This is a genomic window from Streptomyces sp. NPDC005263, from assembly GCF_042872365.1.
GTDB lineage: Bacteria > Actinomycetota > Actinomycetes > Streptomycetales > Streptomycetaceae > Streptomyces.
The window spans coordinates 302,810-318,961 of sequence record NZ_JBIAKJ010000005.1; the positions used below are offsets into that span (position 1 = coordinate 302,810).

General features: G+C 70.7%; 13 protein-coding genes. 6 read left to right on the forward strand and 7 right to left on the reverse strand.

Annotated elements, in window-relative coordinates:
- Nucleotides 1–58: 58 nt before the first annotated feature.
- Together ACFYRY_RS23995 and ACFYRY_RS24000 are read left to right on the forward strand one after the other, a co-directional pair.
- Nucleotides 59–964 carry a carbohydrate ABC transporter permease gene (locus tag ACFYRY_RS23995; RefSeq protein ID WP_389149120.1) on the forward strand — a complete coding sequence of 302 codons (906 nt, stop codon included), beginning with the start codon at nt 59–61 and terminating at the stop codon, nt 962–964.
- Nucleotides 961–1,890, forward strand: coding sequence for a carbohydrate ABC transporter permease (locus ACFYRY_RS24000; protein WP_389149122.1), 930 nt, complete (start codon nt 961–963; stop codon nt 1,888–1,890). Before ACFYRY_RS23995 ends, ACFYRY_RS24000 begins: the two co-directional genes overlap by 4 nt.
- Before the next feature lie 102 nt (nt 1,891–1,992).
- Here ACFYRY_RS24000 and ACFYRY_RS24005 read toward each other — a convergent pair whose 3' ends face one another.
- The gene (locus tag ACFYRY_RS24005) at nt 1,993–4,041 is read right to left on the reverse strand and encodes a glycoside hydrolase family 2 protein (protein ID WP_389149125.1); all 2,049 of its coding nucleotides are present in this window, start codon (nt 4,039–4,041) and stop codon (nt 1,993–1,995) included.
- A gap of 164 nt (nt 4,042–4,205) precedes the next feature.
- Between ACFYRY_RS24005 and ACFYRY_RS24010 the strand changes: the two genes are divergently transcribed.
- Together ACFYRY_RS24010 and ACFYRY_RS24015 are read left to right on the forward strand one after the other, a co-directional pair.
- A complete protein-coding gene (locus ACFYRY_RS24010; RefSeq protein ID WP_389149128.1) occupies nt 4,206–5,495 on the forward strand; it encodes a cellulase-like family protein in 1,290 nt (429 codons plus the stop codon).
- A 193-nt stretch (nt 5,496–5,688) separates the two neighbouring features.
- The gene (locus ACFYRY_RS24015) at nt 5,689–8,097 is read left to right on the forward strand and encodes an Orn/Lys/Arg decarboxylase N-terminal domain-containing protein (protein ID WP_389149130.1); all 2,409 of its coding nucleotides are present in this window, start codon (nt 5,689–5,691) and stop codon (nt 8,095–8,097) included.
- A gap of 60 nt (nt 8,098–8,157) precedes the next feature.
- Here the strand turns inward: ACFYRY_RS24015 and ACFYRY_RS24020 are convergent, their stop codons facing one another.
- The 3 genes from ACFYRY_RS24020 to ACFYRY_RS24030 are packed head-to-tail and all read right to left on the reverse strand — an operon-like array spanning nt 8,158 to nt 10,945.
- A complete protein-coding gene (locus ACFYRY_RS24020; protein WP_389149133.1) occupies nt 8,158–8,952 on the reverse strand; it encodes a restriction endonuclease in 795 nt (264 codons plus the stop codon).
- 35 nt (nt 8,953–8,987) lie between these two features.
- The gene (locus ACFYRY_RS24025) at nt 8,988–9,449 is read right to left on the reverse strand and encodes a DUF2809 domain-containing protein (protein WP_389149135.1); all 462 of its coding nucleotides are present in this window, start codon (nt 9,447–9,449) and stop codon (nt 8,988–8,990) included.
- A gap of 17 nt (nt 9,450–9,466) precedes the next feature.
- Nucleotides 9,467–10,945, reverse strand: coding sequence for a GH1 family beta-glucosidase (locus tag ACFYRY_RS24030; protein WP_389149138.1), 1,479 nt, complete (start codon nt 10,943–10,945; stop codon nt 9,467–9,469).
- Between the two features lie 128 nt (nt 10,946–11,073).
- On the opposite strand from ACFYRY_RS24030, the gene ACFYRY_RS24035 reads away from it, so the two are divergent.
- Nucleotides 11,074–12,681, forward strand: a complete 1,608-nt coding sequence (locus tag ACFYRY_RS24035; RefSeq protein WP_389149141.1) for a glycoside hydrolase family 43 protein — start codon at nt 11,074–11,076, stop codon at nt 12,679–12,681.
- A gap of 8 nt (nt 12,682–12,689) precedes the next feature.
- Here the strand turns inward: ACFYRY_RS24035 and ACFYRY_RS24040 are convergent, their stop codons facing one another.
- The 3 genes from ACFYRY_RS24040 to ACFYRY_RS24050 form a co-directional block, all read right to left on the reverse strand.
- Nucleotides 12,690–13,706 carry a LacI family DNA-binding transcriptional regulator gene (locus ACFYRY_RS24040; protein WP_389149143.1) on the reverse strand — a complete coding sequence of 339 codons (1,017 nt, stop codon included), beginning with the start codon at nt 13,704–13,706 and terminating at the stop codon, nt 12,690–12,692.
- Nucleotides 13,707–13,860: 154 nt separating this feature from the next.
- Nucleotides 13,861–14,076, reverse strand: coding sequence for a hypothetical protein (locus tag ACFYRY_RS24045; protein WP_389149146.1), 216 nt, complete (start codon nt 14,074–14,076; stop codon nt 13,861–13,863).
- Between the two features lie 115 nt (nt 14,077–14,191).
- Nucleotides 14,192–15,106 carry a LysR family transcriptional regulator gene (locus ACFYRY_RS24050; RefSeq protein WP_389149149.1) on the reverse strand — a complete coding sequence of 305 codons (915 nt, stop codon included), beginning with the start codon at nt 15,104–15,106 and terminating at the stop codon, nt 14,192–14,194.
- A 106-nt stretch (nt 15,107–15,212) separates the two neighbouring features.
- On the opposite strand from ACFYRY_RS24050, the gene ACFYRY_RS24055 reads away from it, so the two are divergent.
- Nucleotides 15,213–16,058, forward strand: a complete 846-nt coding sequence (locus ACFYRY_RS24055) for an oxidoreductase (protein ID WP_389149152.1) — start codon at nt 15,213–15,215, stop codon at nt 16,056–16,058.
- Nucleotides 16,059–16,152: the final 94 nt, after the last annotated feature.

The window sequence follows — 16,152 nt, forward strand, 5'->3', positions numbered from 1 at the left end:
CCGGTGGGCGCGACACGGCCGCCGCCGTTCTCCCCTCCGGACTCCAGAAAGAACCCCGATGCCCACCCGAGCGCCCCGCCGCCGCAGAAATCTGGCGCCCTACGCCTTCGTCGCGCCATTCCTCCTGCTGTTCCTCCTGACCTTCGCCGTCCCCATCGGCTACGCCGTCTACCAGAGCGTCATGGATGTCGAGCACACCGGCGCCCTCGGGCTCGGCGGCACCCGTACCGTCTTCGTGGCGCTGCGCAACTACTCCGACGCGTTGTCCGACGACGCCTTCCTGCGCAGCATCGGTCGCGTCCTGCTGTTCGCGGTCGTCCAGGTGCCGGTGATGGTCGTGTTGGCCGCCGGGCTCGCGCTGCTGCTGGACAGCGCCTCGGCCAGAGGCGTGCGGTTCTTCCGCGCCGCCTTCTTCCTGCCCTACGGCGTCCCGGGGGTCATCGCGTCCATCCTGTGGGGCTTTTTGTACGTTCCGGGAGTCAGCCCTCTCGTGGACGGCATGCGCCACCTGGGGGTGTCGGTCGACCTGCTGGGCGGAAACACGGTTCTGTGGTCCATCGCGAACATCGTCACGTGGGAGTTCGCCGGCTACAACGTTCTGGTTCTCGTCGCCCAGTTGCGTACCATCCCCGCGGAGCTGTACGAGGCCGCGCGCATCGACGGCGCCGGCGCGTGGGTGACGGTCCGGCACGTCAAACTCCCGCTGCTGCGCCCGGCGCTGGTCCTCACCACGGTCTTCACCATCATCGGCACGCTGCAACTGTTCGCGGAACCACTGGTGCTCAAGCCCGTCTCGTCGAGTATCGACAGCGCCTACACCCCCAACCTCAGCGCCTACAACGAGGCGTTCACCAACGACAACTACCACCTCGCCGCCGCCGAGGCAGTGCTGCTCGCCCTCGCCGCGTTCGCGCTCTCCTTCGGTTTCCTGCGGCTGATCAACAAGAGAGGTGGGGACGCGTGAGTCTCCAGACACCGGCCCGCACCGTCCCGCCACGGCGCGACACGCAGGCCTCCGACGACGGCACGAGGCCGCGCGGCGGCATCACCGGGGTCACCACACGCAGCCGCATCCTGGTCATCGGCCTGCTCGTGGCGGCCGCCGGGTACTTCCTGCTCCCGGTGTACTGGCTGGTCGTGGCGTCCACCAAGTCCACCGGCGGCCTGTTCGGCAGCTTCGGCCTGTGGTTCTCGCATCCCCAGTTCTGGAGCAACCTGCACCAGGTCGTCACCTACGACCATGCGATCTACCTGCGCTGGGCCGCCAACAGCCTGCTGTACGCGGGCGTCGGCGCGGCCGTGGCGACGCTTCTGGCCGCGATGTCCGGTTACGCCCTGGCCAAGTTCTCCTTCACCGGCCGCGACACGATCTTCAACATCGTGCTGGGTGGCGTCCTGATCCCCGCCACGGCGCTGGCGCTGCCCATGTACCTGCTGTTCAGCAAGGCAGGCCTGGCCAACACCTACTGGGCCGTACTGCTGCCGAGCTTCGTCAGTCCCTTCGGCGTGTACCTGTGCCGGATCTACGCCGCGGCATCCATACCGGACGAGCTGTTGGAGGCGGCCCGTATCGACGGCGCGGGTGAGATCCGCATCTTCACGGTGGTCGCTCTGCGCATCATGACCCCCGCCCTGGTGACGATCTTCCTTTTCCAGTTCGTCGGCATCTGGAACAACTACTTCCTGCCGCTGGTCATGCTGTCCGACGCCAAGCTGTACCCCATCACCCTCGGCCTGACGTCGTGGCAGTCGTTCGCCGACCGCCAACCGCAGCTCTATCAGCTGACCGTCGGGGGTGCCTTCGTCTCCGTCGTCCCGCTGATGATCGCCATGGTGGCCCTGCAGCGCTTCTGGCGCAGCGGTTTGACCGAGGGCAGCGTGAAGGGCTGACGCCGCCGGACCGGACGGTCCTGCCGGCTGAAGGGCTGGGAGTTCGACGGCGGGAGGGGGAGGGGCAGAGCGCCCCTCCCCCTCCCGCCGCGCCCTGGCAGGTCACCTGCCCCTGGGATTCACCGCCTCGCGGAACGCGTCGTGGACGAGCTTGGGGCGCTCCTCGGCGAAGGTGAGCAGGCCCATCACGGAGATGCCGTTGTAGGCCTGGTTGTACCCGGCCCGCTCCTTGTAGTCCTTGAGCACCCAGTAGGTGAACCCGGCGACGAACGCGCTGCGCGCGGTCACCTGCGCCCAGTGGGCTTTGAAGCTCGCCGCCTGCCACTCCTCCGTGCCCTGCGTGGTGTCCGGGCCGTGGGTGCCCGCCTCGGACCAGGTGCCGTTCTCGGTGATCAGGATCGGCTTGTCGGGATACTTCGCGTGCACCGCGTCCAGCGTGGGTCCGAGGTCGGCGTCCTTGCCGTAGAAGTAGCCGAAGTACTCGTTGAACCCGATCACGTCGGCAAGGTCGAAGGCGGGGTCGTTGCTCGTGTTGGAGGCCCAGGTCACGGGGCGGGCGGTGAGGTCGACGGCCTTCACGGCCGCCTTGAGGTCGGCGAGCCAGGCCCGGTAGACCGGGGCGCCGTCGGCGTCGATCTCCGACTCGTTCTGCAGTCCCCAGAGGATGACCGACGGGTGGTTGTGCTGGTTCCACGCCATCGTCAGGGCCAGCGCGCGGGCGAGGCCGTAGCGCTCGGTCTGGAGCTTTTCCTGGGCGGTGTTGAGCCACATGGTGTCGATGTCGTCCATCACCGTCACGCCGTGCTCGTCCGCCCAGTCGTAGACGTAGGGGTGGCGGTTGTAGACGCAGTTGCGGATGAGGTTGGCGCCGAGTGTGGTGATGTGGCCCAGTTCCCGGTCGTACTCGGCGAGTGTCATGGCTCTGCCGTGCGCGGCCGTCTCCTCGTGCCAGTTGAGTCCCTTGAGGAACAGCGGCTCGCCGTTCAGCCGCACCTGCGCGTCGGCGACGGTCAGGTCACGCACGCCGTACCGGGTCGACAGGGTGTCCACCCGCGGACCTGAGGACTTCCCGGAGGTCAGGGTGGCGCGGGCGGTGAGGGTGTGCGGTGCGGCCGGGCTCCATCTCGGGGCGTGCGGCACCGGGACCGAGACGGGCACGACGCCGGCCGATCGGGCCGCGATCCTCGCCTCGACCCGGACCGGCCGGGCGCCGCTGTCCCGGCCGGGATCCAGCGTGAGCCAGCCCTCGAAGTCCGAGGCTCCGTGGTTCTCGACGACCGCGCGCGCCTCCAGTCGTCCGTTCGCGCCGGACACCAGCAGTTTGGCGATGCCGACCTGCGGGACCGCCTCGATCCAGGCCGACCGGGTCAGCCCCGCGTAGGGCCAGTAGTCGACCGGCTTGTACGGCACCTCGTAGTCGTCGGTGACCGGCTGCCCCGTCGCGGCCGTGTAGTCGGTGTAGCTCGCCCGGCGGAAGACCCGCACGGCGATCGTCTGACGCGTTCCCGGCCTCAGCGCCCCCGCCACCGGGAGTGCGAACGGGGAGTTGGCGCCTTCGTGCTTGCCCAGACGGGTGCCGTCGAGCCAGACCTCGGCGCTGTATCCGGCGGCCAGGAAGGCGATGCGTACGTGCCGGGCCCGCCAGGATCCGGGCACGTCGACGGTGGTGCGGTACCAGGCGTACCCGTCGCTGAACGCGGTGCCGCGGCCGAAGGGGGTGGTCTCCGAGCCGAATCCGGGTGTGTTCAGCAGGTCCCAGGCCGCCGGCACGTCGATGAGGCCCCACGCCCCGTCGTCGTGGTGCGCGGACTGCCAGCCTTCGGCGAGCCCCTGGTCGGCCGGGTCGAAGCGGAAGCGCCACTTCTTGTCGAGGGTGAGGTACTCGCGGGTGGGCTCATGGGTGCGCCAGCCGTCGAAGGCGGGGAGCACCGTGCCGTACTGGAAGACGACGTTGGTGCCGCCGACCTCACGCACATGGGTGCCGGAGGGTTCGGTGGCCGGGTGGGTGTCGAGCACCGGGCCGCTCGCGGTGGCCACGGCCGGGCCGTCTGCCGCTCGCGCCGTCTGCGGCCAGGCGGGCAGGGCGACGAAGCCGGCCGCACCGAGCGCCGTGACGACGGTGCGCCGGGACGGATGGGTGGATTCGGTCATGGCAGGCGACTCCTCGGTGCGCGCGGGTTCGTTCGCCCCACAGCCTGGACAACCGCGTCACCCTCGTCAAGGATTATTCATAAATAATGAATTGAGCTAGCGTGGTGCCGCCGCTCCGCCGATCCGCGACGGCATCCCACCGCACACGAACGACGGGTGACCCCATGACCGCACAGCAACAACCCGCCCCGCTCGAGACCACGGGCCGGCTCGCCATCACCCTGTGGGACTTCAGCTGGTACACGCAGGCCGGACCGGGCGAGCCGTTCGCCGACCTCGACCGTGCCTTCGCCGAGACGGTGGAGCGGGGCTTCAACACCGTGCGCATCTGCGCCATGCCCTTCCTGCTGTTCTCCGGACGCGTCGACGAGCCGGAGTCCCTGCAGGTCCGCGGCCTGGGCGCGCAGTTCGGACAGCGCACCCGCTGGTACAACGTGCACGGCGGCTACCCGCTGGACGGCCGCCGACGGCTCATCGAGCTGTTCGAGGCCGCCGCCCGTCATGACTGCAAGGTCATCGTGTCCTCGTGGGAGTACCAGCAGTCCCCCAGCTTCGCCGACACCGACAGCTGGCACCGCGCCCTGGCCGACGTCCCCGGCCCGGACCGCGCCGAGGCGGTGGCCGAAGCGCTTGCCGAGCTGCTGGACTTCCTCACCGAACGCGGGCTGGCCGGCCCCGTCGCCTACGTCGAGGTGCACAACGAGGTCGACAACTGCTCCCTGGTACCGGCCGACGGCACCCCCGGCCACTACGCCCGGCTGCGCGGCCCCCTCGAACGCGCCGTGAAGCTGCTCCAGGCACGCCACCCCGCCATCCCGGTGACCTACTCGCTGGGTGAGCCGTGGCCCGACGAGCTCGACGACCTGCCGGAGCAGGCGCAGATCGCGCACTTCCACTTCTACGTGTACGGCGTGCTCGGCGCGCTGTACGAGGTGGTGGGACTCGGTCACGGCACCGAGGCGGCCCCGGAGACGGCCACCTGGCCCACCCCCGGACTGGCCGCCATGCTGCGCCCCGACGCGCCCGCCTTCGCCGACTACCAGCCGGACGAGCCCTGGCGGCTGGCCGCGACCGGCATCCCGCGCGAACTGTTCTACGCGCACGACTGGGTGGACCCCGACCGCTGGGACCTGTGGCTCTACGAGAACTATCCGGCGCACCGGCAGGCCATGCGGGAGACACTGGCCGGGTGGGTCGACTCCGTCGCCGAGTTCGCCCGCGACCGCGGCATCCCCGCCGTCCTCGGTGAGAGCGTCGTGGGGTACACCCCGCTGCTGACGCGCTTCGAGGAGGACGCCGTCGGCAAGGACATCGCGGAGTTCGTCGTCGACCGCTGCCTCGCCGCGGGTTTCCACGGCGTCGTCCTGACCTCCAACGCCGCCCCCCACCACCCCATGTGGCACACCGACCGGGACTGGATGCGGCGGGTCAACGCCCGGGTCACCGCCGGCTGAACGCGACCGGACGGCACCCGAAGACCCCACCGCCCCTCCGGCACAGGGCCGTTCGACGATCCCCCCGCCCCGAGGCGTCGACGACAGACGTTTCCGTCGTGCGGGTGGTTTACCGTGCGCTCCCCTCGGTCCGGCCGGGTTCTCTCGGAGACTGAGCCGGGGCGGCGGTACGGGCCGCCGGGGAGGGGATTCCATGGCGGACAGCAGGATTCTGGTCGCGGTGCGGGAGCATCCTCGCAACGAGGGGGCCGGCTCGGAGCAATGGGCGGGGATCGGTCAGGCGATCAAGGCGCGGGGTTTCGACGTCCGGTGGGCGGTGGGTGCGGCCGACGCCGAAGCGGTGTTACGGACCGAGGCGGGACTGACCGCGGCGCTGGTCGCCTGGGACCTCCCCAGCCGAGGGGGCGGGGACGGTGAGCCGGGGGGCGCCGCGGTGCTCCGCTCGATCGGCCGGCGGTTCAAGGATCTGCCGGTCTTCCTGGTCATGACGGACGACGGTGTACGGGACCTGCCGCTGTGGGTGTCGGAACTGATCGTGGGGTACGTGTGGCCGCTGGAGGACACCCCCGGCTTCATCGCGGGCCGGATCACCACCGCCGCCGGGGCCTACCGGGAATCCGTGCTGCCGCCCTTCTTCCGCGCACTGCGCCGTTTCGACGACGCGCACGAGTACTCCTGGCACACCCCGGCCCACTCCGGCGGTGTCGCCCTGCTGAAGTCACCCGCGGGCCGGGCGTTCCACGACTACTTCGGGGAACGGCTGTTGCGCAGCGACCTGTCGATCTCCGTCGGGGAACTGGGCTCGTTGTTCGAGCACACCGGCCCGATCGGCGAGGCGGAACGCAACGCCGCCCGGGTCTTCGGCGCCGACCTCACCTACTTCGTGCTGCACGGTGACTCCACCTGCAACCGCGTGGTCGGCCACTTCAGCGTCACCCGCGACGAGATCGCGCTGGTGGACCGCAACTGCCACAAGTCGGTGCTGCACGGGCTGGTCATGTCCGGCGCGCGCCCCGTCTACCTGATCCCCACCCGCAACGGCTACGGCCTCGCCGGACCCCTGCCTCTGGCGGAGCTCGACGCGGAGTCGGTCGCGGCGCGGGTGGCGGCCAACCCGCTGACCGGGCAGGCCGTGTCAGCGGACGCCCAGTACGCCGTCTTCACCAACTCGACCTATGACGGGCTGTGTTACGACGCCTCGACGGCGGCGCGGGCGTTCGCCGCGAGCACTCCCCGGCTGCATTTCGACGAGGCGTGGTTCGCCTACGCCCGCTTCCATCCGCTCTACGCGGGCCGGTACGGCATGTCGGTGGACGAGGACACCTTCCCGGGCCCGGACCGGCCGACGGTCTTCGCGACCCAGTCGACCCACAAGTTGCTGGCCGCGCTCTCGCAGAGCGCCATGGTCCACGTCAGGCCCGCGCCCAGGGCGCCCGTCGAACACGACCGGTTCAACGAGGCGTTGATGATGCACGGCACCACCTCCCCGCTCTACCCGATGATCGCCTCGCTGGATGTGGCGACCGCGATGATGGACGGGCCGCAGGGCCACTGGCTGCTGGACGAGGCCGTGACCGAGGCGGTCCGGTTCCGCCAGGAGATGGTGCGCATCCGGCGTCGCATCGAGGAGGCCGGCGACCGGCCGCCGTGGTTCTTCGGCGTGTGGCAACCCGAGTCGGTCACCGACCCAGGCACCGGCGCACGCCTGCCGTTCGACGAGGCACCGGCCGAGCTGCTGCGCACCGAGCCGTCCTGCTGGCACCTGGAACCGGGCGCCGCCTGGCACGGCTTCCCGGGGCTCACCGACGGCTACTGCATGCTCGACCCGATCAAGGTCACCCTGACCTGCCCTGGCATCGACGCGACCGGTGCGGCAGCCGGGTGGGGCATCCCGGCACGGGTGCTCACCGCGTACCTGGCCACCCGTCACATCGTCGTGGAGAAGACCGACAGCTACACCACGCTGGTGCTGTTCTCCATGGGCATCACCAAGGGCAAGTGGGGCACCCTCCTCGACGCCCTGATGGACTTCAAGGCCCTCTACGACGAGGACGCCCCCCTCGACCGTGTGCTGCCCGCACTGGTCGCCGAGCATCCCAGGCGCTACGCCTGCCTGACCCTGCGCGACCTGTGTCAGGACATGCACGACCATCTGCGCTCGGCCCGCCTCGTCGACCTGCTGGACACAGCGTTCCAGCAGTTGCCGCAACCTGTCGCCCCGCCGTACCTCTGTTACCAGCAGCTGATCCGCGGCGGCACGCAGCGCGTACGTCTGGCCGACGCGCCGGGCCAGGTGGCCGCCGCCATGGTCACCGTCACCCCGCCGGGCATTCCCGTCCTCATGCCCGGCGAGAGCGTGGGCGCGCCCGACGGCCCCCTGCTGCGCTACCTCACCGCCCTGGAGTCGTTCGACCGTCACTTCCCCGGATTCCGCAGCGAGACGCACGGCGTGACCCTCGACCCCGACACGGGCGACTACCTCATCGAATGCCTGCGCCCGACGGCGAACGACGACGCGAAGGCGACGTACCGGGCCGTGACGCCGACCGCCGTGACACCGGCCCCACGCAGTCACCCGATGGAAACCCGAGGGCGCCCCTGACGACGCCGGTTGGTGCGCGACGACCGTGACAGCCGCCGCCATCGTTGTCGGCGGCGGCTGTCAACGGCGAGCCTCTTCGGTCCATGACTCCCACGGCGCCGGACCGGTGCCGGCACTCCACGCCTCCAGGGCCTGCCCGTCCCAGCACAGGATCCCGCACTGCTCGGCGTACTCGACGGCCGGTTCGGTGAAGTCGCTGGTGGTGACGACGACGGCGACATCGGCCTCGTGGACGGTGAAACAGGTGCCGCCGAAGCGCTGCAGGTCCTGGGAGCCGACCCGGTGGCCGTCGCCGTAGCGCTTGCACTGGATGACGACGCGCCGTCCGTCCGGAGCGACGGCCAGGACGTCCGCCCCGAGGTCGCCCGCCCCGCCGACGACTTCGACGTCCGAGCATCCGTCCCGCTCGCACAGAGCGGCGGTCGCCTCCTCGAACTCATCGGGGTCCAGGGCCTCGGGGGCGGCCACGGGATCGCGTGGGAGGACGACCGTCTCCTCGAGGCCGGCGCCGACGGCGGAAGGTTCCGCGACCGCACCCACGGAGGCGGGGGTGTCCAGCACCTCGACCGCCCTGCCTGCTCCCTGGTCGAGCGCGGCGGCGGCCCGGCGCGCCACCCCGGCGAGGGATAACCGGCGTCGCCCGTGCCGAAGGGCCATCACGATCGCCACGCCCACGACACCCAGCGCCAGAGCCCACGCGGGGCGTCGCTCGACGGCACCGGCCACCGCCCGCAGCGAGAAGCCCACCAGGATCACCACCAGGGCCAGCAGGCCGAAGAACGCGGCGGTCCGACGGAGGTCGAACGGGCGGTGTCGGCGCCGCACGGGTCGGAAACGGCGTATGGGCGTGGCCACGGCGAAGTGTCCCCCTCATGGAAGCGGTACGAAGATCACTCCCGTCTTCCCAAGATCAGAGACTTCATCGTTCTTCTCGCCGACTTCGCGTTGCCCGAGCCCGCCGCGGAGTGGACGAGCCAGCCCACTGCCGCGCCGACCGCGTACCAGACCAGGTCGGGTGGATTGAAGGTGGAACCGAGCACGAGGCGGGCGACGGCGCTGCGCCGGGAGAGCTCCGCCGGGGCCTCGGTGAGCTGGGAGAACTCGACCGCCCAACTGACGGTCAGCGCGCTTCCGGCGGCCGTCAGAGGGGTCACGCGTGGCGCCGCCAGCACGACGAGCGCATACAGCAGGACGGTGTACAGCGCGTCTCCGCCGTACTTGGCCACGTCCCCGGTCGCCACTGCCCTCAGGCCCAGCCCCGCGCCGATGGTCACCACCGCGGCCCCGGCCGCGACCAACCGGGTGCGTACCGGATCTGTCCGTACCGGATCCGCGGGTGTGGCCAGGCCCATCCTGGTCCGCCTTTCCTTCATCTGGTCGGCAGCGGTGGGATGCTGCCGGTCACCGCCAGGTCCCGGTACCACATGGCGCTGTCCTTCGGGGTGCGGCGCTGGGTCTCGTAGTCGACATGGACGATGCCGAAACGCTTGGAGTACCCGTAGCCCCACTCGAAGTTGTCCATCAGTGACCACACGAAGTATCCGCGCAGATCGACACCGGAGGCGAGTGCCCGGTGGGCGGCGATGAGGTGGCCGCGGAGGTAGTCGATGCGCTGGGGGTCGTGGACGGCGTGGGTGCCCTCGGTTCGGGCGGAGAGGTGGTCCTCGAACGCCGCCCCGTTCTCGGTGACGACCAGGGGCTGGTTCGGGAACCGGGTGTGCAGGTCCAGGAGGAGATCCTCAAGGCCCTTGGGGTCGATGTTCCAGCCCATGGCGGTGTGCGGGCCCGCCTGTTCGAGGAACTCGACCTGGGGCGAGCCCGGCCAGGGGGAGCCTCCCACGTCCTTGTGTCCGTCATTGTTCTGACGCGGGCTCACACCGTCCCAGAGGCGGACGGCGGTGGTGGCGTAGTAGTTGACGCCGAGCAGGTCCAGGGGCTGGTGGATGTCGGTGAGGTCGCCGTCCCGCACGAACGCCCAGTCGGTGACCGCGGCGGTGTCCCTGAGGAGGTCCTGCGGGTAGTGACCGCGCAGCAGCGGTTCGGTGAAGGAGCGGTTGGCCAGCGCGTCGATGCGGCGCACAGCTTCGTCGGCGCCGTAGCCCCTGCCTCGCAGCACGTGGAAGTTGAGGCTGATGGCGCACTGCGGGCTGTTGGTGGTGACCGCCCTGAGCTGTTGGACGGCCAGTCCGTGGGCGAGGTTGAGGTGGTGGACCGCGGTCAGCGCCGCGGCGCCGTCGGTGCGGCCGGGGGCATGCGCTCCGGATCCGTAGCCGAGGTAGGCGGAGCACCATGGTTCGTTCAGCGTGGTCCATACCGGGACGCGATCGCCGAGAGCGGCGCCGACGGTGCCGGCGTAGTCGGCGAGGGCGAAGGCGGTGTCGCGGTTCGTCCAGCCACCCGTGTCTTCGAGGGCTTGGGGCAGGTCCCAGTGGTAGAGGGTCGCCACCGGGGTGATGCCCCGGTCGAGGAGGCCGTCGACCAGACGACGGTAGAAGTCCAGGCCTTTGGGGTTGACCGGACCGCGGCCGGTGGGCTGGACGCGCGGCCAGGAGATGGAGAACCGGTAGGCCCGCAGGCCGAGGGACTCCATGAGGTCGAGGTCGTCCTCCAGGCGGTGATAGTGGTCGGCGGCGATGTCTCCGGTGTCGCCGTTCCACGTCCGGCCCGGGGTGTGGGAGTAGGTGTCCCAGATGGAAGGACCGCGTCCGTCCTCGTCGGCGGCGCCCTCGATCTGGTAGGCGGCGGTCGCGGAGCCGATGAGGAAGTCCGGGGGGAAGGCCAGGTGCCCGGGGACCGGGTGTCGCGTCTGACGGTCCGACCGGGCGGAAGGCGGGAGTGATGCGGTCATTTCACGTTTCCTTCGACGTGTGATGCGTCCCGGCACTTGCCGGATTGCCGGTGTTCGTCGTCCGGATCCTGATGTTAACGTTAACAAGCTGTCAAGGCTTCAGCCGCGACCAGACCCGCCGCCGTCCCATGTCTGCCTCGGAGTGCGCCCTCGTGCCGACCTTCGCCAATCCCGTTCTCGCCGGGAGCCATCCGGACCCGTCGATCTGCCGGGTCGGGGAGGACTTCTACCTGGTCACGTCGACATTCGCGTACTACCCCGGGATCCCGGTCCTCCACAGCCGCGACCTGGTGAACTGGAGCCCTCTGGGGCACGTGGTGCGCGGGTCTTCGCGCCTGTCGCTGACCGGCCTGGACGTCTCGGACGGCATCTGGGCTCCCACCATCCGCCATCATGAGGGCACCTTCTATGTGGTCGCGACCCTGGCGAAGGGCCGCCACGGCAGCGTCACGTTCCTCTCCACCGCCGCTGAGCCGGTCGGCCCCTGGTCGGATCCGATCGTGCTGGACGCGGAGGGCATCGACCCGTCACTGTTCTTCGACGACGACGGCCGTTGCTGGTTCACCGCCTGCCGCGACGCCGCCCACCCGGACGTGACCGGTCCCGGTGAACTGTGGATGCGCGAGCTCGACCTCGACACCCTGGCCCTGACCGGCCCGACCCACGTCCTGTGGCACGGTGCGCTGCGCGGTGCCTGGGTGGAGGCACCGCACCTCTACAAACGCGATGGCCGGTACCACCTGATCGCCGCGGAGGGGGGCACGGAACACCATCACGCCGTGACCGCGGCTCGTGCCGACGCCGTCACCGGTCCCTACACCACGGACCCCAGGAGCCCGCTGCTCACCCACCGCCACCGCGGAGCGGCAGAACCCATCCACAACGTCGGCCACGTCGACCTGGTCGACACCCCCGCCGGGGAGACGTGGGCCGTGGCCCTGGGCGTGCGGCCGACCGACGGCACGCACACGCTCGGCCGGGAGGTGTTCCTCGTACCCGTCGAATGGACCGCCAGGGGACCCGTGTTCGCGCCGGACAGCGGACGCGTGCAGCTGTCGGAGCGGCTGCCGGCCCAGATCACGGTGGCGGCCGCGGAGGCGCTTCGGGACGGCCGTGTGCTGGACCGATTCGACGGCACCGCACTCGCCCCGGAGTGGTACAGCCTGCGCGGACCGGTCGACGGACTCGTCTCGCTCCGCTCCGGCGGGGACGGGCTGAGCATCCGCCTCTCCCCCGAGCCCCTCACCTCGACGGGTACCCCCGCGTTCATCGCCCGCCGCCAGCAGCATCTGCGCCTGCGCGCGAGTACCCGGATCCGCTTCACCGCCGTCGCGCAGACGCGGGAAGCGGGGCTGGCCGTCTTCCAGAACCACGACCGGCATGCCACGCTGGCGCTGACCGTCGACGCCTCCGGAATCCCGCACGCGGTGCTCACCGCCCGCAAAGCGGGTTCCGATACCCGTCTCGCGGCGGTCGCCGTGACGGACGGCGAGGTCGTCCTCGCGGTGGACAGCGACGAGTCCGGCTACACGTTCCACGTCGAGGACGGCACCTGGACGACCCTGGGCAGCATCGAGCGGCCCTTCTTCAGCACCGAACGAGCCGGCGGATTCGTGGGCGTGCACATCGGCCTGTACGGCACGGGCGACGCCGAAGCCGGTCAGGGCGAGGCACTCATACGCTGGTTCGACTACGCGCCCGCCCCCTCGTCCGGGGCAGGAGGGGCGGGGGTGTGACGTCGGGGCTATGAACCGGCGGGAGGCGGAGCGGTGCTGCGCCGCACGACGAGCTCCGGCGTGATCTTCTCGCGCGCCGCCTTCTCCCCGTGCAGCGTCCGCACCAGCAGCTCGATGGCGCTCCTGCCGAGGCGGAGGAAATCCTGCCGCACCGTGGTCAGGGCGGGCACCAGGTAGTCGACGCCCTTTATGTCGTCGAACCCCACGACCGACACGTCCTGCGGCACCTTCACTCCACGTTCCGCGAACGCCGCCAACACCCCCATGGCCATCTGGTCGTTGCCCGCGAACACCGCTGTCGGCAGACCGGCATCGTGCGTGCAGAGTTCGTGGGTGAGACGGAACCCGCTCGCCGCGGTGAAATCCCCTTCCAGCAGGACTCCCTCCGCTCCCGCGGCAGCGAGTTCGGCCTGCCAGCCTTCGACGCGCGCCTGAGCGTCGAAGGTGCCTGGGGGGCCGGAAAGGTGGGCGATGCGCCGGTGCCCGAGGTCGAGGAGGTGCCGAACTGCCAGACGGGCACCGAGCTCCTGATCGACCTCGATGAAGCTCAGATCGGGGTTGGGGACGCTCCCGGACATCACCACGGCCACCGGCACCTCGAACACGAGGCCCGCCAGCGCCTCCACCACGACACTCCGGTCTGCGACGACCGCGATCGCCTCCACCGACTGATCGGTGAGCCGCCGCAGCGTCTCCACCAGATCGCCTGTGGTGCTCTCACCCTGCCTGCTCGCCAGGCTCACCCAGTAACCGGCTTGCCTGGCGGCCGTCTCCACGCCGAGCAGGATGCGGGGCAGTTCGAACAGCTCCGACCCGACGATCACCACACCGATCGTCGCCGAACGGCGGCTCTTGAGGGCCCTGGCCACACTGTTGGGGCGATAGCCCAGCTTTCGAATCGCGGCCTCGACTCGGGTCCGGGTCTCCGGCCGCACCGACGGATGACCGTTGATCACACGGGAGACGGTGATGTGTGAGACGCCTGCCTCCCGTGCCACATCCATCATTCCTGGCGGCCGGTTCATCTCGGTCGTTCCCCTGCCCTCGGCCCGGCGCACGGCGTTGCGCCCACACCGCCGATACTGACACAGGCTTCGGGCCACATCCGCGTGACGGTCCGATCCACCGGGCGGTCGGCCCGTGTCCCCAAGGACCACGGGCGGGAAAGGCATCGCCGCGTCACCGCTGCCACTGCTCCGGACCGCCGCCCCGCCACTCGATCAGCCCGGACTGCCGCACCCAGTCCTCATCGACGTCCCCCAGGCCCGCGCCACGCAGGAACTCCACGACGTCCAGCAGCCCGTACGCCATGCCACGGAACTGATCACCCACCCGCACCCGCCGGCCGCCGTCCACGGCGGGCCGGTAGATCACGATGGGCTGGGCGTCGGCCATGGCACCAGCGTGCCGTGTGTCCCGGCTCCGCGCATGTGGGGCCGCCGGTGCCCGCCCACACCGTGCGGACGGGGGTGGCGAGGATGTCGTGGAGGCGGGGGGCTGAGCTGCCGGATCAGCAGGTGGTGGCCCCGACCTCGCGCGCGGCGGCGAGGTAGGCGACAACCAGTGGCCGTCTGTCGCCCTGAACCGCCGCCACCGCCAGCCGGGACGGGGAAATGCCCCGGACCGGCACGGCGATCACCCCGTCCCGGACGACCAGCGGGGCGTTACCGGTGGCCAGCAGCGCCACTCCCTGGCCGCCGGCGACCGCCTCGTGGGTCTCCTCGGCGCTGGAGACCACCCCGCCGATCCGCGGTCGGCGGCCGTCGCGGGCGTCCAGGGCCAGCCAGTAGTCCCGCAGCGGACCGGCCTCCTCGGGGAGCGCGAGGAAGGGCTCCTCCAGCAGGTCGGTGAAGTCCACCTGTCCCTCGGGGTCACGGGCGGCCCGCGCCGCCAGGGGGTGTCCGTCCGGCAGCGCGACCAGCCGGGGCTCGCGGGCCACCACCTCGTACTGGTAACGGTCACCGTCCGGCAGCGGCAGCCAGACGAAGGCGACGTCGCTGGATCCGTCCGCCAACCCGGCGGTGGGATCCGCCCAGTTGACCTGGCGCAGGACGGGCCGCGCGTCCGGATGCCGGGAGACGAGGCGGGTCCGCAGGGCGGGCAGCAGTCCGCGGCCCGGACTGGTGGACATACCGATGACCAAGGTGCTCCGCTCGGCGGTCTTCGCCTCCTCCACCGCCGCTTCGGCTGTCTCCCAGGCGGCCAGCACCTCACGGGCGCGGGGCAACAGGGCTTCCCCCGCAGTGGTCAACCGCACGGTCCGCCGGTCACGTTCGAACAGGACCACGCCGAGTTGCTTCTCCAGCATCCGTATCTGCTTGCTCAGCGCGGGCTGGGAGACGAACAGCCGCTCCGCCGCACGGGTGAAGCTCAACTCCTCGGCGACCGCGGTGAAGTAGCGCAGATCGCGCCCGTGGACGTCCATAACCTATGGCTATCACAGCGTGTCTTGGACGTCGCGCCCGCTCCGCCGGAAGGATGGGACCTGTCGACGGGGAAGGCCCGAACGGCAGTTGACGAGGGAGAAGCAGATGAGCGGCAACGCCAAGGTCTGGCTGGTCACCGGCGCGAGCAGCGGTTTCGGGCGGGCCATCGCGGAGGCCGCGGTCGCCGCCGGTGACACGGTGGTGGCGACGGCCCGGCGGACCGAGTCGCTGGACGACCTGGTCGCCGCGTACCCGGACCGGGTGGACGCGGTCAGCCTGGACGTCACCGACGGCGCGCGGATCGACGCGGTGGCCGCCGACATCCTGGCCCGTTACGGCAGGGTGGACGTGCTGGTGAACAACGCCGGCCGCACCCAGGTCGGGGCGTTCGAGGAGACCACCGACCAGGAGCTGCGCGACCTGTTCGAGGTGCACGTGTTCGGCCCGGCGCGGCTGACCCGGGCGCTGCTGCCGCAGATGCGGGAGCGGGGCAGCGGAGCGGTGGTGAACATCAGCAGCCTCGGCGGGCAGTTGTCCTTCGCCGGGTTCTCCGCGTACAGCGCGACCAAGGCGGCGCTGGAGCAGTTGTCGGAGGGCTTGGCCGACGAGGTGGCACCGTTCGGTGTCAAGGTGCTGATCGTGGAACCCGGCGCGTTCCGCACCAACCTGTTCGGCAAGGGAGCCGCGTACTTCTCCGCCCAGAACCCGGTGTACGCGGAGAAGGTCGGCGCGACCCGGCAGTTGGTACAGGGCGGCGACGGCAGCCAGCCCGGCGACCCGGCGAAGGCCGCGGCGGCGATCCGGCTGGCTCTGGACGCCGAGAGGACCCCACTCCGTCTCGCCCTCGGCAACGACGCGGTGGACGCCCTGACCGGACACCTGGACTCCGTGCGAGCCGAGCTCGCCGAGTGGGAGAAGGTCTCCCGGGGGACGGACTTCGACCAGGAATGACAGCCACCGGGGTGGCAGCCGAGCAGGGAGGGGGCTGCCCCTTGCGGGGCAGTCGTTCCGACGTGCGTTCCGGGGCGGCGCGCGGTGGAATGGG

What these genes read in the sequence shown, in the direction of transcription:
- ACFYRY_RS23995 (WP_389149120.1), top strand. Translation starts at nt 59, where the DNA reads ATGCCCACCCGAGCGCCCCGCCGCCGCAGAAATCTGGCGCCCTACGCC.
- ACFYRY_RS24005 (WP_389149125.1), bottom strand. Translation starts at nt 4,041, where the DNA reads ATGACCGAATCCACCCATCCGTCCCGGCGCACCGTCGTCACGGCGCTC.
- ACFYRY_RS24010 (WP_389149128.1), top strand. Translation starts at nt 4,206, where the DNA reads ATGACCGCACAGCAACAACCCGCCCCGCTCGAGACCACGGGCCGGCTC.
- ACFYRY_RS24015 (WP_389149130.1), top strand. Translation starts at nt 5,689, where the DNA reads ATGGCGGACAGCAGGATTCTGGTCGCGGTGCGGGAGCATCCTCGCAAC.
- ACFYRY_RS24025 (WP_389149135.1), bottom strand. Translation starts at nt 9,449, where the DNA reads ATGGGCCTGGCCACACCCGCGGATCCGGTACGGACAGATCCGGTACGC.
- ACFYRY_RS24030 (WP_389149138.1), bottom strand. Translation starts at nt 10,945, where the DNA reads ATGACCGCATCACTCCCGCCTTCCGCCCGGTCGGACCGTCAGACGCGA.
- ACFYRY_RS24035 (WP_389149141.1), top strand. Translation starts at nt 11,074, where the DNA reads ATGTCTGCCTCGGAGTGCGCCCTCGTGCCGACCTTCGCCAATCCCGTT.
- ACFYRY_RS24040 (WP_389149143.1), bottom strand. Translation starts at nt 13,706, where the DNA reads ATGAACCGGCCGCCAGGAATGATGGATGTGGCACGGGAGGCAGGCGTC.
- ACFYRY_RS24045 (WP_389149146.1), bottom strand. Translation starts at nt 14,076, where the DNA reads ATGGCCGACGCCCAGCCCATCGTGATCTACCGGCCCGCCGTGGACGGC.
- ACFYRY_RS24050 (WP_389149149.1), bottom strand. Translation starts at nt 15,106, where the DNA reads ATGGACGTCCACGGGCGCGATCTGCGCTACTTCACCGCGGTCGCCGAG.
- ACFYRY_RS24055 (WP_389149152.1), top strand. Translation starts at nt 15,213, where the DNA reads ATGAGCGGCAACGCCAAGGTCTGGCTGGTCACCGGCGCGAGCAGCGGT.